The sequence below is a fragment of the Streptomyces geranii genome (genome assembly GCF_002954775.1).
Lineage (GTDB): Bacteria > Actinomycetota > Actinomycetes > Streptomycetales > Streptomycetaceae > Streptomyces > Streptomyces geranii.
The window spans coordinates 202,800-216,155 of sequence record NZ_PJME01000008.1; the positions used below are offsets into that span (position 1 = coordinate 202,800).

A 13,356-nucleotide genomic window follows, 5' to 3' on the forward strand; every position below is an offset into this window, starting at 1 on the left:
GCCGAAGCCACGGCAAACGCTCTTCCGGCAGAATGTCACATGTCGGCAACACGCTGTAGTGACATGTCGACATGTAAGACACGAATCAGCCCTGGAAAAAGGGGGTCTGACGGTTTTTCACCCAAGAAACGGCATGAGGTACGCCAATGAGCGATTCGCTCTCCAGGGTGACGTCTCGATCCTTTATCCGGTTCTACCCGGACCGCCCCTTGGTGACTCGTGTGACTCCTGCGGAGACGTCCGCGACCGGGCCCCGCTCACGCCTCGATGCGGTTCGCCGAACGCAGTCGCGCGAAGCTGCGCGCGAGCAGCCGGGAGACGTGCATCTGGGAGACGCCCAGTTCCACGCTGATCTGTGACTGGGTGAGATTGCTGTAGTAACGCAGCAAAAGGATCCGCTGCTCCCGCTCGGGGAGTTGGACCAGCAGATGGCGGACCAGGTCGCGGTGCTCCACGCCGTCCAGCGCCGGGTCCTCGTAGCCGAGCCGGTCGACCAGGCCGGGCAGGCCGTCGCCCTCCTGGGCCGCCTCCAGCGAGGTCGCGTGGTACGAACGGCCCGCCTCGATGCAGGAGAGTACGTCGTCCTCGCTGATCCGCAGCCGCTCGGCGATCTCGGCGGTCGTCGGGGTGCGCCCGAAGGCCGTCGTCAGATCCTCGGTCGCGCCGTTCACCTGCACCCACAACTCGTGCAGCCGGCGCGGTACGTGGACCGTGCGGACGTTGTCCCGGAAGTACCGCTTGATCTCGCCGATGACGGTCGGCATCGCGAACGTCGGGAACTGCACACCCCGGTCCGGGTCGAACCGGTCGATGGCGTTGATCAGCCCGATGGTGCCGACCTGGACGACGTCCTCCATCGGCTCGTTGCGGGAGCGGAAGCGGGCGGCGGCGTAGCGCACGAGCGGGAGGTTCGCCTCGATGAGCGCCCCGCGCACGCGGTTGTGCTCCGGCGTGCCCGGGTCCAGCATCTTCAGCTGGCCGAAAAGCACCTGGGTGAGCGCCCGGGTGTCCGCACCGCGGCTGCGCTGGGCGACGGGCTCCGGAGGGGCGGGCTCCTGGGGAGCGGCTTCCAGCGGTGCGGCTTCCTGGGGTGGCGCAGTACTGGCCGACACGGTCAACGCCACCTCTTCATCGGTCAACTCATCGGTCGACTCGTCGGTCAACTCATCCGTCAAAAGCGGTCATAGCATCACAAGACATGTGCACTGTGTGCAAGCACCCCATAACACCGTGTTGAGCGAAGGGTTGGCTCCCGAGGCGCGAAAAAGCCCCGCACCGGAACGGTGCGGGGCCGGCTGTCCGCTCGGCTCAGAACTCGTAGTCGGCGATCACCCAGGTGGCGAATTCGCGCCACAGCGCGGCGGCTGCCTGATGGGCCGGATGCTCCAAGTACCGCTTCAGCGCGTCCGCGTCGTCCACCGCCGAGTTGATCGCGAAGTCGTAGGCGATGGGGCGGTCGGTGATGTTCCAGGCGCACTCCCAGAAGCGGAGTTCACCGATCTGCCCGGACAGGGCACGAAAGGCCTCGGCGCCCGCCTCGACCCGTGGTTCGGCGCGCTGGACGCCCTCGTTGAGCTTGAAGAGGACCAGATGGCGGATCACACGTACTCCCTGTACTCCGGGACGATCACTTGGCGCCGTCGGCGATCCAGGTCATGAAGTCCCCTATGGCGCTGGCCGCGTTCGAGATTCCCTCGAACGCTATCTGGACGTAGTCGGCCGCTTTCTGCGGGTCCGTGATGATCACGTACGCCACGAAGACCACGAGCAAATAGACGGCGATCTTCTTCGAATTCACCGCCACCGCGGCCTCCCCTCGGAACCGACCCGACCGACCCGACTGATGTCGCACGAAGGGCCCCGCCGTTCGGCGAGGCCCTTCTACAGCGGTAGCGGAGGGATTTGAACCCTCGGTGACTTGCGCCACACTCGCTTTCGAGGTCTGTTTGCGACGACCCTAGCATGATCCAGGGCTGTTCAGCCCAGTTCATTTCCATACTTTCACCTGGCGCGTGAACTGTTGTGAACGGCGCTGGACGGGGGTGAATGAGACGGAAACTGAGACGGAGGCGACTGGCGCCGACCTGGGGCATCGTCAGTTCCGGCTGCGGTGGACCGGCTCATGCGGTGACGTTGGCGGGAGCCCGTCCGACGGCTAGAAGGTGTGAGCTTGCGGCGAGCAGCTCCGGGTACGGCTCAGCCATCCGCGCGGCCGTCATGGCGGACGCGATCAGATCGTCCGTGGGTCCGTCGCCTGGCTGTTGTTCGACTGCTTTCACGAGCGACCATGCCGGGCCCTCGATTCCGAACACCTTCACGTCGGTGAGTCCCGATTCCCGAAGCTCGTCAGCCAGCTCTTCGCCGCGATGGAAGTACGCCAAGGTGAAGTGATCTCCGTCGTGCACCGCAGTTCGGAGGATCTTCGAGATTGCCTCCTGCATGCGCTCCGTGTGGAGGTGCGCGTAGGTGACGTGCTCGAAGAGCGAGGCATAGCGGTTGATCGCCGCAGCGGCCACCAACCCGCCCGGCTTCACGACGCGTCGGGCCTCCGCAAGTGCTTGCCGGCGGTCGTCGGCATCGGGCAGGTGGTAGAGCGGGCCGAATAGCTGCACGACGTCGTAGCTGTCATCGGCCGCGTCCAGGTCCCGAGCGTCCCCCAGTGACGCTGGGCAAACAGCGGACGCCTGCTCAACGTGGCGAGGAACGGGGTCGACCAAGGACACCTCGTATCCGTCCTTCACCAGCCACTCCGCATGCACTCCGGTGCCGCCCCCCACGTCCAGCACGCGCGCGGGGGCCGGCGGGAGGAAGCGGCGTAGGAGTTCCTTGGTCCGCGCCAGTTCGAGACGGCCGTCTGCCGAGCGATGCAGGCGGCTGCCCTCGTTCACGGTCTCGCCGTAAAAGCGCAGGACAGAGGGGGCCAATTCGCGATTCGACATAGGAGCAGTATGGTGTGTACCGGTGGACCAGTCCACCCTGAAGTGTCGGAAGGGAAGTCATGGCCCTACTGAAGTACGAGGAGATCGCGGAATCGCTGCGTGCGCGCATCGCCGCTGGCGACTTCGGCCCGGATGAGCCACTGCCGTCCGGGCGGGACCTCGCAGAACAGTGGTCGGTGTCGCGTGCGACCGCCATCAAAGCTATGGATGTGCTGCGCAACGACGGCGTTGTCGTGGCCAAGCAGGGAACTGGGTTCGTCGTGACGAACACCCCCGTCGCGCGGCCTGCGGGCGCACGACGGGCGGGTTCCGCCCGGATCTCTGGCGGCATGCCCTTCGAGCGGGTCGGTGAGCCTGATTGGGCCGATCCCCCGGTGCGTGTGGCCGCCGCGCTGCGGCTGGATTCGGGGGTCGCCGCACTGCGACGCACCCGAATCCACCGCCTCCCGGACGGGAGTCCGCACAGCTACGCGGAAGCGTGGTTCCCGCCGGAGGTTGCGGAAGCCTCCCCTCGGCTTGCGGATACCGCTCCCATCGCCGAAGGAACGACCCGTTACGTCCGTCGACAGACCGGCCGCTATCCGGTAGAGGGGGTGGACGTGACCACGGTGCGACTCGCGACTGAGCACGAGTCCCATCACCTGGCGCTGCCGGAGGCGACGGCGGTTGCCGTCATCCTGCACACCGCGTACGACCAACAAGGGCGCCCGCTCGTATGCGAAGAGGGGGTCACACCTTCCCCTCACTATGAGCAGGTGGAGACCTATGCGATGTAGGCCTGAGTTACCCATGGAAGAGCTGGACCGGTCCGCCGGTCCAGCTTTTTTCATGCTCTTTCAGCTCTCTGAACAGCAGGAACGCTAGAAATGTCGACAAAGCTGGTGTCACATCGCTTGACTGGACCGGTCCACCGGTCCAGTCTATGGATGTGCCCGGAGGAAAGCCCCGCAGGGGGTGAGTACGAAGGAAGCGCCGATTGGTTGAGAACTGAACAGTGATCGTGCGGGGCTGACGCGGGAGCGGCGGTCACGGCAGGTGCCCAGGGCGAGGGTCCGGGGGCAAACCGTCGTGATGGACGCAGCTCTCCCCCTACGCGCCTGGCAGGCGCCACCCGGTGACGGGTGTGGGGAGGTAAAGCGGGCTCCAACGCACGTGGCGGGATGAGAAGACCGCCCCCGAGACGACCGGGTGACGTCGTCGGCGGCACGCCACCTTGCACCGTTCGTGCAAGCCGCCTGCTGGCGTCAGAGCAGTGACGATGACGCGCCCGATGCACCGGCTCGGGACCGGTCCGCCCCGCAAGGGCGGACCGGTGAAGCCGTCGAACCATTCCTGCTTACCGCCCCGGCATTCAGCCGTGAGGGCGCGGGATCGACTCCCGCCCGGGGCACTCCAGCCGCTGTTCTGCGGCTGCGCCGCGCGTCAGCGCGCGGCTGTTCACCCACAACGGCGTGCGGCTCCCGGGGTGCCACCCGGGAGCCGCTTCGGGCCGTCCCACTGACTAAGGAGACACGACCCATGAAGCACATCGGTGCTGTTCAGACGGACGTTACCGCCGACGACTTCGACAACGAGCCGGCTCCCTGGGACCTGGTCGACATCGAGGACGAGATGCCGCTCATCGAGGCGGAGATTGAACTGTTGGACGTCCAGATCAGCCTGCTGGACCGGCCGGCCACCGAGACGGACACGCGCCGGCTGCGGCGGGCCCACCGCAAGGTGCTGGCCGCCCGCCGCGTGCTGGCCAACCGGGACGGCGACGCGTTCTCGGACGTGGCCTGATGGCGGGGGAGTTCACCGCTCAGATGTCCGTTCACCGGGGCCGGTGGCGCCTGTACGTGGTGCTGTTCAACACCACCGAGCGGTGGCCCGAGTTCGGCTTCGACCGGGCCGCTCCGGTGCCGACGTTCACGGAACGCACTCACGCGCTCAGCGTGCTCGGCTTCGAGCCGCTGCCGGATGCCGAGTGGACGTGGACCGAGGACAGCGAGACCCCCGACGACCCCGCTTCCCCGGTCTGCCTGATCGCCGCGATCCGGGTGCGTTCCTGGTCGGGGGTGAGCTTGTGAACGCCGTTCAGATCCGTTCAGCAGAGCGCGCGCTGTCGGTCGGCACGTGGCTGATCGTGGCGGGCGCGATGCTGTATTCGATCCTCACCGTCACCCCGCTCGCTGCCGAGCACACCCCCGACAGGTGGGACTGGACGGCGCCGATCCTGCCGCTCGTGGTGGACGCGGCGGTGGTGATCGTGGTCCGCCTCGATGCCGTGCTCGCCTCACTGGGGGGTCACGGTGGGAAGTGGCCAATCGTCCTGCGCTGGATGACCGGCTGCATGACCCTCGCCCTGAATGTCGCAGACTCAGCGCTGCGGAAAGACCTGGTCGGCGCGGCCGTGCATGCGGTTGCCCCGCTCCTGCTGATCGTCACCGCAGAGACCGGACTCGCCTACCGCCGCGCCATCGCCACCGCCACCGCCGCTCTGGAAGAGCAGCAGCGCACGGAGCGGGCGGCGCGGGAACAGGCAGCGGCCGAACGGCGCGAGGCAGCGGTGCGGCTGGCCCGCGAGGAACGCGAGCACACCGCCCTGCTGGCGCGTGAACAGCGCGATCACGAAGCCCGCCTCGCCCGTGAACAGGCTGAGCGCGAGGAGCGGGCGCGGCGCGAGGAAGCCGAGCGCACCGAAGTTCGGGAGCGGTTCGAGCGCGAGCAGCGTGAACGCGCTGAGCGCGAGCGTGAACAGCAGCGGCGCGAGCGTGAACGCCGTGAGCGCGAGGAAGCCGAGCAGCGCGAGCAGGCGCGGCAGCAGCACGCGGAGCGTGAACGCCGTGAACAGGTGGAGCGTGCGGCGCGGGCGGAGCGTGAACGCGCCGCGCTGCTGTCCGGCGGACCGGCTACAGCGAAGCTGTCGGAGGACCGGGCCCGCCCGATCGTCCGGGCCGCGTTCGAGACCGGTTTGCCGACGCGGGCCGCTGCTGAGCTGTGCGGCTGGTCGGTCGGCTGGGTGTCCAGCCGCTATCAGGAACTGCGCGACGCCGGCCACCCCGGCACCGCCCGCGAGGCGGTACCGGCTGAGGCGGTGGCGTGATGTCCCTCGGGTACGCCAAGTGCTTCGACCCGACCGGCGCCCGCTACGGCATCCCCACCTTCCCGTGGCGCTGCGTCCCGGACGGCTACGCCACCCGTCGCCAGTTACGGGCGCGCGGTCTGCGCCCCGGTGGTCAGCCGGTGGCCGCTCAGGCACTTCGCCCGCGCTACCGGCGCGGCCCGCTCATCGCCTACTTCTACCGCCTCGACCAGGCCAAGCCGGTCCGCCCGATGACGCCGGCGAAACGGCGGGCTCTGGAGTGCGCCAACCGCGCCCGGCGGACGTGCCCGCAGTGCCGTACGGACGCCGGATACGTCATCCCCGTCTCGCTCGGAACGTGTGTGACCTGCGCCTATCCCGAAGAACAGTGCGCCGCCTGACCCTTCCATCCGAGGAGCAATCCATGGTGCCTCTCCAGACTCCGACCGCATGGCCGCCGGGCGTCACGGCCCGTTTCCTCACCCTGGCCGGTGAGCTGCTGGGGGACGCGGACGTCACGGTCGACGTGAGCGTCGACGACATCCAGGCCACCGCCCGCTGCACCGCCTGCGGCAGCACGCACGCCCGGTACGGCCACGCGGACCCGGTCCGCGAGTGGGCGCAGGAGCACGCCGCCAAGTGCCGCGCCCTGCCCCGCCCCACCCCGTGAACCACCCCAACATCCCTCTGTCACCCGGGAGTTCTGCTGTGTCCAGCCGTACCCGTACCCGCCGCGTGAAGACAGCGGCCGGCGTCACCACTGTGCGTCTGCCGCGTCAGCGCGGGCGCCGCTCCGCTCAGCCGTTCGTGGTCGTCGTGCCCGAACGCCCCTCCCTCGCCCGCGAGTTCGCCGCGTGGGCGGGCAGTCTGCTGTGGCGCTTCCGCCATGCGCTCGCGCCGACCGGCATCGCGCTGGGGGCGTTCGCGGTGACCGCGCTGTTGCACGTGCTGGCCTGGTGGTCGGCTCTCGTGCTCGCCCCCGCCGTCGCCGCGCCGATCGCGTGGCTGCTGTTCGTTCAGCGCCGTCACCCCGCCCACCGCTCCACGCTCGCGTGGCGTATCGGCACGGCCGCCCTGGCCACGCTCGCGCTCGGGTGGGCTGCTCTGGCCGCCGGGTTCGGGCCGCTCGCGGGTCCGCTGGAGTTGCTGTGGCTGTTGCTGCTGCTGCCGGCTCAGACCGGCTGGCTCATCGTCCGCCGCACCCACTGACCTGAGGAGACACGTCTGATGGCAGACAACGGATCGGCCAACCGGGCCGCCAACCGGCAGCACCGGCAGGCACAGAGCGCCAACCGGCCGCGCGTCAACACCAGTGACGGCACCACCAACAAGTCCAACAAGTTCGCCAACGTCGGCGCGGCGGCGGGCGGGTTCGTCGGCGCGATGGGCGGCTCGTTCGTCCCGCCGATCAACGTCACGGTCAACAACAACAAGGGCATGGCCCGTGCGGGCGGTGGCCGGGGGAACGCCCAATCGCTGCTGCCCGCGCCGGAGTTCACTTCTCCCGCGCAGGTGCGGAACTACTGCAACACCCTGCGTGCGGCGGCCGTGGCCCTGTCGATCGAGGTGGCCATGGGCTCGGAGATCCTCAAGAGCGTGCTGTCCGCCGTGCCGGACCCGGAGGGGCGCGCGTTCGGCTCCCGCATCCGGGCCCGGAAGGTCGCCCGGAAGATGCAGAAGTCCGCCGACGCCCTGCGCGACGCGGCGAAGAACGCCGCTTCCTGCTACTCCGCTTTCCAGCAGGAGTACCAGGAAGAGATCAACCGGGTCCGTCACCGCGCCCGTAAGCCGCAGCAGCCCGTCATCAACTGGGCTCAGCAGTAAGGAGGCACCGGCCATGGCCCGTGACCACAACCGCATGACCTACTCCGACGACAGCAGCATGCACGGCTACACCCTCGACTCACGCGGCGGTGGGGGCGGTGTCGGCGCCTACCTCCTCAACCGGGCCAAGCCGCACCTTCCCCCGTGGCTCGGGGTCGCCGGTGTCGGCATCACGGGCGCGCTGGGGAACTGGCGGTGGGGCGAGAGCGCCGCCGCCGGCGTTGGCCTCACTCTCGCTTCCGTCGTACTGACCGGCGCCACCTGGGCTATCGGCAAGTCGACCAGCCAGCAGCGCCGCCTGCACTCCGCGATCACGGTGGCGGCGGGGTCCGCGTGGCTGACGGCCGCGTGCCTGGCCGGGCCGACCGCCGGGCCGATCGATGATCTGTACCTGATCGGTGGGCCGGTGCTGGCGCTTACGTGGAACGTGCGCATGGTCCTGCGCCGCAACGACGACCCCGCCGGCGAAGGCTCCGACAAGGGGCTGTTGGCGAAGGTCGGGCTGGCCCGCGCGCAGATCGGCGCGGCGAAGGTGGAACCCAACCGGGTCACCGCGTCGGTGGCGTTGGAGCCGGGGGAGCAGACGAACGAGGACGTCACCAAGAGCCTGTCTAGGCTCGCGTCCGCCCTGGATCTGCCGACGTCGGCCGTGCGCTACCTGCCCGACCCCGGCTCCGCACGGCGCGGCGAACTCGTCATCGTCCCCGAAGACATGCTCGCCGAAGTCGTCGAGTGGGAGGGGCCGTCGAACCTGGGGGGTTCGATCGCGGAACCGCTGGTCATCGGACGCTACGACGACGGCGCCCCCATCTACCTGTGGCTTCCGGGTGACCCGGAGGCCAAGCGGAACGGCACGCATATCCTGATCGCGGGCGGGACGGGGTCCGGCAAGGGCGACACCGCCCTGAACGTCCAGACCGAGATCTTGTCCCGGCGGGATGTGGTGCTGTGGTTGTCGGACCCGAAGTCCTTCCAGGACTTTAGGCCCCTGCTGCCCGGCATCGACTGGGCCGTTGAGGGCGGGGCGCCGACGGAGATCATGGTGGAAGCCCTCAAGGCCGCCATTCCCGCCCGCACGAGCTGGCTCGGTGCCCACCACTACCGGCAGTGGACCCCTGAATGCGTCCAGCAGCAGAACGACCCCAAGCACTCCTGCCGGTCGAACGGCACGGCGTGCGGCTGCACGGGCATGCCCTACCTGGTCGCCTGGATGGAGGAAGCCGCCAACACCCTGCGCGCCCTCGGGGACGACGTCTTCACCGGCATTGCGCAGGAAGCTCGGTCCGCCGGTATCTCGCTGATCGTGTCGCTTCAGCGGCCGTCGTACGACCAGATGTCCACCAGCACGCGGGCCTCGCTGCCGTCCGTGATCGCGCTCGGCTGCGACCCGCGCGACGAGGGGTTCAGCCTGCCGGAGACGGTCATCGACGCCGGCGCGCACCCCGGGGCGTGGGGCAACCGACGACCCGGTTACTGCTACGTCGTCTCCCCCGGTATCGACGAGTCCCGCTACCCCTCCCCGGGCCGCACCCGCGCCTTCGGCCACCGGGCGGTGCCCGTCATGGAGCTGCTCGCCACCTGGGCACAGCGCAACGGCGCCACCCCCGACCCGATCACCGACCGCGCTGCGGCCGGTGTCGCCGGACGCGCCTACACCACCCGCAACGACACCGACGACCAGTCGACGGCGGGCGCCGCTGCCGAGGAGGGGGACGACGACATGGAGTACGGGCTGCTGGTCGACCCGGAAGACGTCGACATCGACCCGGACGCCGAACTCCCCGACCCCGAAGACGGCGACGACACCCCGCTGTTCGGACAGGACACCGGACACAAGCCGTCCCCCGCAGAGGCACGGCGGCTGTTCGCGGACGCGCTCACCCAGTTCGAGAACGAGGGCCGCATGGTCGTCGGGCCGAAGGACTTCATGGACTGGTGCGACCGGCACGGCCTCTCCCGCCCGTGGGTGTCCGCACGGTTGAAGGACGCGTACGAGGAGGGCCGGTTGGAGCCCACAAACCAGACCGGCCGGTGGCGGATCGTCCCCGCCCTGACACCCGCCTGACGCCTGACACCGTCACAGCGCCCTGACACCCAAACCCCTAGGCAGACGCGGTGTCACGCACTCCTGACACCACCCGCTGACACCCCTGACACCCGCGTCTGACACCCGCACGTTCTCGGGCCTGTGCTACCTCGGCGCGGGTCTGCCTCTTGATCAGACTGGACCGGTCTACCGGTCCAGCCTCGCCGAAGGGAGTGTCCGTGACCCACCGCGACCCGCCGGGGATCATCGCCCCGCACATCCCCGCCGACGACTGGCGCCGCGCAGAAGCCACCGGCGCCCCGCTCGTGATCGTCGTTCAGACCACCGACCACAGCGGCATCCCGTGGCGACGCGTCCTGATTCCGTTCGCCGTCGCCGGCGCCGCCGCCCTCGGTTGCTGGGGGCTGATTGCTGCCCTCTGCGCGCTGCTCGATGCCGCCGCCCACGCGTGGACCGTCATCGCCGGTGCCACCGGGCCGATCGGTATCGGCGGCATCACCCTCAAACTCGCCCGCGCCAAGACCCACTAGCTACGCCCGGGGCGACCGCACCTCTCGCCAAAGACACGCGGTCGCCCCGGCCAACCAGTCCGCTACAGACCTGTTGGAGGTCTCCAGCATGACCCATGACCCCCATGCCGCATTGCTGCGCGCGGCATTGGCCGCCGCCGGACGCGGCTGGCACGTCTTCCCGCTGCGCCCGAACAGCAAGCACCCCGCCCTGCACGGCGCCGACCGCTGCCAGCAGACCGGCGACTGCGTGAACGGACACCGGAAGTGGGAGCAGCGGGCCAGCACCGACCCCGAGCGCATCCGCATCTGCTGGGAGACCGGCGCGGCGAACGTCGCCATCGCGACCGGCCCCTCGAACCTGGTCGTCGTCGACCTGGACATGCCCAAGCCCAACGGCAAGAACGGGAAGGGCAGTGCGGACGCGCCTGACGGCGCGACGACCTTTGCGGCGCTCTGCGAGCGCGCCGGACAGCCCGTGCCCACCACCTACCGAGTGCGGACCGCGAGCGGCGGATCCCACCTGTACTTCACTGCCCCGCCCGGCGTCCGGCTGGCCAACACCGCCGGCAGTCTCGCCCCGTTGGTCGACACCCGCGCGTGGGGCGGCTACGTCGTCGCCGCCGGCAGCACCACCCCCACCGGACCGTACGAAGTCGTCGACGACGCGGCCGTGGCCGCGCTGCCCGCATGGCTGCTGCGCCTGCTCCAACCCGCTCCCGCCCGGCCGGCCGGACCGCTCAGGCTCCCGGCAGTCAGCGGCAGCAGCGCCGCCCTGGCCGCGCTGGAAGCCGAGTGCGCGATCGTGTCCGCCGCCCCGGAATCGCAGCGCAACATCACGCTCAACCGGTCCGCCTTCAAGGTGGGGCGATTCGTCGCGTGGGGCGACATCCCCCGCCACGTGGTGGAAGACGCCTTCCAAGCGGCAGGAGAGGCGCACGGACTCACCGCTGCGGAGTGCCGCGCCACGATCCGCAGCGCCCTGGACAGCTCCCTGCGCAAAGCCCGCCCCCGGGACGCGGCATGAACCCCCCACCCAGCAACCCCTTGGAAGGCCAACCCGCCGCCACAGCGCGCCCGCGCGCCGCCACACCGGCCGTACTTCCGCCAGGCGATGGCGCCCGAAGGGACGTCGCCGAAGGCGTCCTTTCAGCTCTTCGCCCCAACCCGCCACGCGGCGACGGCCGGTACCCGATCGCGTGGTTGCACATCACCATGCCGCGCCGGGGGACCCCGACGGCCAGGTCGACGTGCGAGTGCGGCCGTGACCGCAGCGCCGTCGGCCACGACGACGTGTGCGCCCTGGCCGCCGACCACAACGCTCACCGCGACACCTGCCCCCTCCGCACCCCTCAGGAAGGGAGGAACGCCGCATGACCACCACCGACACTCCGCCGCCGCCCATCGACGGCGCGGCCCTGCTCAACGAGGTCGAAGCGTTCCACCGCCGCTTCAACGTCTTCCCCCGCGAAGCCGCCTACGTCGCCGTCACCCTCTGGGACGCCCACGCCCACCTCCTCGACGCCTTCGACTCCACTCCCCGTCTGGCGTTCCTCTCCCCGGAGCCGGGCTCGGGGAAGTCACGGGCCCTGGAAGTCGTCGAAACCCTCGTACCGCGCTCCATGGCCGCCGTGGACGCCTCCGCCGCCGCCCTCTTCCGGTCGGTGTCCGGTGTGGACGGCGGACGCCCGACGATCCTGTTCGACGAAATCGACACGATCTTCGGACCGAAGGCAGGAGAGAACGAACAGCTCCGGGGGTTCATCAACGCAGGTCACACCCGGGGCCGCGTGATGTACCGGTGCGTCGGAGATGGCTCCAACCAACAGGTACAGGGCTTCCCCTCGTACTGCGCGGTCGCCGTCGCCGGACTCGGGGCACTGCCCGACACGATCATGACCCGCTCGGTCATCATCCGCATGCGCCGCCGAGCCCGCAACGAGACCGTGGAACAGTTCCGCACCCGCATCCACGTACGGGAAGGCAACCACCTCCGTGACCGCCTCGCGAAGTGGGCGGAAGCCATTCAGGAGCGGGTCACGGACGCCTTCCCGGAGATGCCCGAAGGCGTGGCCGACCGGCCGGCGGACGTGTGGGAACCCCTGATCGCCATCGCCGATGCGGCCGGCGGGGACTGGCCCAAGCGGGCCCGCGAAGCCTGCGTCGCGCTGGTCAAGGCATCGCAGGTCAACGACAAGGGCAGCATCGGCATCCGCCTCCTCACCGACCTGCGCGACCACGTGATGATCGGCATCGACCGCCTGCCCACCGTCGCCATCCTCGACCGGCTCAACGCCCTCGACGACGCCCCGTGGGCGGACCTCAACGGCAAGCCCCTCGACAACCGCCGCCTCTCCCGGATGCTCGGGGAGTACGTCACCGCAGATGGCGACCCCGTGGCCTCCCGGAACATCAAGACCGCCGGGAGCGTGCTTAAGGGCTACTACGCCACCGATCTGCATGACGCGTGGCAGCGCTACTGCCCCCCGCCCCCGGAAAGTCCGCTACTCCCGCTACCGGACGGCGAAAACACGCTCTGACCAGCACAAACACGGTAGCGGGTCGCACCCCCGCGACCCGCTACCTCTCGCTACTCCATCCGCTACCGCTACCCCTCTCCGCTACCCCCGACGGGGCTCTGACCTGCACGGAAGCGGAGGTAGCGCAGGTAGCGGACTTTCCAGAACGGGGCGCAGCCCCATGCCCCGGCCAAGAAGCCGAAGGAGCATCACGCGAATGGACACGGCCCACGCCGCCGACGCATTCGACCCCACCCTCGTGCTGCTGACCGTCGAAGAGGCTGCCCGCCGCCTCCGAGTCGGCCGAACCGTCTGTTACCGGCTCATCCGCTCCGGAGAACTGGAGTCCATCACCGTCGGCCACCTCCGCAGGGTCCCCGCCGACGCCGTACCCGAGTTCGTCACCCGCCGCCGCAAGAGGCAGCGCTCCGCCATCGCCGCCGCAGCCTGAGGA

General features: G+C 69.6%; 17 protein-coding genes. 13 read left to right on the forward strand and 4 right to left on the reverse strand.

Going from position 1 to position 13,356, the window contains the following annotated elements:
• Positions 1–257: 257 nt before the first annotated feature.
• The 4 genes from CW359_RS14670 to CW359_RS14680 form a co-directional block, all read right to left on the reverse strand.
• The gene (locus CW359_RS14670; RefSeq protein ID WP_198655224.1) at positions 258–1,124 is read right to left on the reverse strand and encodes an RNA polymerase sigma factor SigF; all 867 of its coding nucleotides are present in this window, start codon (positions 1,122–1,124) and stop codon (positions 258–260) included.
• Between the two features lie 184 nt (positions 1,125–1,308).
• Positions 1,309–1,602 (reverse strand): Dabb family protein, encoded by a 294-nt coding sequence (locus tag CW359_RS14675; protein WP_105970367.1) that lies wholly within the window; start codon positions 1,600–1,602, stop codon positions 1,309–1,311.
• 25 nt (positions 1,603–1,627) lie between these two features.
• Complete coding sequence (locus CW359_RS45820) at positions 1,628–1,804, reverse strand: hypothetical protein (protein ID WP_198655218.1); 177 nt, start codon at positions 1,802–1,804, stop codon at positions 1,628–1,630.
• Positions 1,805–2,120: 316 nt separating this feature from the next.
• Positions 2,121–2,939, reverse strand: a complete 819-nt coding sequence (locus tag CW359_RS14680; RefSeq protein WP_105970368.1) for a class I SAM-dependent methyltransferase — start codon at positions 2,937–2,939, stop codon at positions 2,121–2,123.
• A gap of 59 nt (positions 2,940–2,998) precedes the next feature.
• Here CW359_RS14680 and CW359_RS14685 point away from each other — a divergent pair, with 59 nt between their 5' ends.
• From CW359_RS14685 to CW359_RS14750, 13 genes are all read left to right on the forward strand, one after another.
• Positions 2,999–3,715, forward strand: a complete 717-nt coding sequence (locus CW359_RS14685) for a GntR family transcriptional regulator (RefSeq protein WP_105970369.1) — start codon at positions 2,999–3,001, stop codon at positions 3,713–3,715.
• Positions 3,716–4,457: 742 nt separating this feature from the next.
• Complete coding sequence (locus CW359_RS14690) at positions 4,458–4,721, forward strand: DUF6284 family protein (protein WP_105970370.1); 264 nt, start codon at positions 4,458–4,460, stop codon at positions 4,719–4,721.
• A 23-nt stretch (positions 4,722–4,744) separates the two neighbouring features.
• Positions 4,745–5,008: a DUF6303 family protein gene (locus tag CW359_RS14695; protein ID WP_232838393.1), complete on the forward strand. Its 264-nt coding sequence runs from the start codon at positions 4,745–4,747 to the stop codon at positions 5,006–5,008.
• Positions 5,005–6,024 carry a DUF2637 domain-containing protein gene (locus CW359_RS14700; RefSeq protein WP_105970372.1) on the forward strand — a complete coding sequence of 340 codons (1,020 nt, stop codon included), beginning with the start codon at positions 5,005–5,007 and terminating at the stop codon, positions 6,022–6,024. Before CW359_RS14695 ends, CW359_RS14700 begins: the two co-directional genes overlap by 4 nt.
• Positions 6,024–6,404 carry an RRQRL motif-containing zinc-binding protein gene (locus CW359_RS14705; RefSeq protein WP_105970373.1) on the forward strand — a complete coding sequence of 127 codons (381 nt, stop codon included), beginning with the start codon at positions 6,024–6,026 and terminating at the stop codon, positions 6,402–6,404. Before CW359_RS14700 ends, CW359_RS14705 begins: the two co-directional genes overlap by 1 nt.
• 23 nt (positions 6,405–6,427) lie before the next feature.
• Positions 6,428–6,673, forward strand: a complete 246-nt coding sequence (locus CW359_RS14710) for a hypothetical protein (RefSeq protein ID WP_105970374.1) — start codon at positions 6,428–6,430, stop codon at positions 6,671–6,673.
• Between the two features lie 38 nt (positions 6,674–6,711).
• Complete coding sequence (locus CW359_RS14715; RefSeq protein WP_105970375.1) at positions 6,712–7,212, forward strand: hypothetical protein; 501 nt, start codon at positions 6,712–6,714, stop codon at positions 7,210–7,212.
• Positions 7,213–7,230: 18 nt separating this feature from the next.
• On the forward strand, positions 7,231–7,827 hold the full coding sequence (traA, locus tag CW359_RS14720) for a plasmid transfer protein TraA (protein WP_105970376.1): 597 nt from the start codon (positions 7,231–7,233) through the stop codon (positions 7,825–7,827).
• Positions 7,828–7,885: 58 nt separating this feature from the next.
• Positions 7,886–9,892, forward strand: coding sequence for a plasmid transfer protein TraB (traB, locus tag CW359_RS14725; protein ID WP_105970461.1), 2,007 nt, complete (start codon positions 7,886–7,888; stop codon positions 9,890–9,892).
• A 200-nt stretch (positions 9,893–10,092) separates the two neighbouring features.
• Complete coding sequence (locus CW359_RS14730) at positions 10,093–10,404, forward strand: hypothetical protein (RefSeq protein ID WP_105970377.1); 312 nt, start codon at positions 10,093–10,095, stop codon at positions 10,402–10,404.
• 88 nt (positions 10,405–10,492) lie between these two features.
• Entirely contained in the window at positions 10,493–11,410 is a 918-nt protein-coding gene (locus tag CW359_RS14735; protein WP_105970378.1) for a bifunctional DNA primase/polymerase, read from the forward strand.
• Positions 11,411–11,756: 346 nt separating this feature from the next.
• Positions 11,757–12,923, forward strand: a complete 1,167-nt coding sequence (locus tag CW359_RS14745; protein ID WP_105970379.1) for a DUF3631 domain-containing protein — start codon at positions 11,757–11,759, stop codon at positions 12,921–12,923.
• A 196-nt stretch (positions 12,924–13,119) separates the two neighbouring features.
• Complete coding sequence (locus CW359_RS14750; RefSeq protein ID WP_105970380.1) at positions 13,120–13,353, forward strand: helix-turn-helix domain-containing protein; 234 nt, start codon at positions 13,120–13,122, stop codon at positions 13,351–13,353.
• The last annotated feature ends 3 nt before the right edge of the window (positions 13,354–13,356 follow it).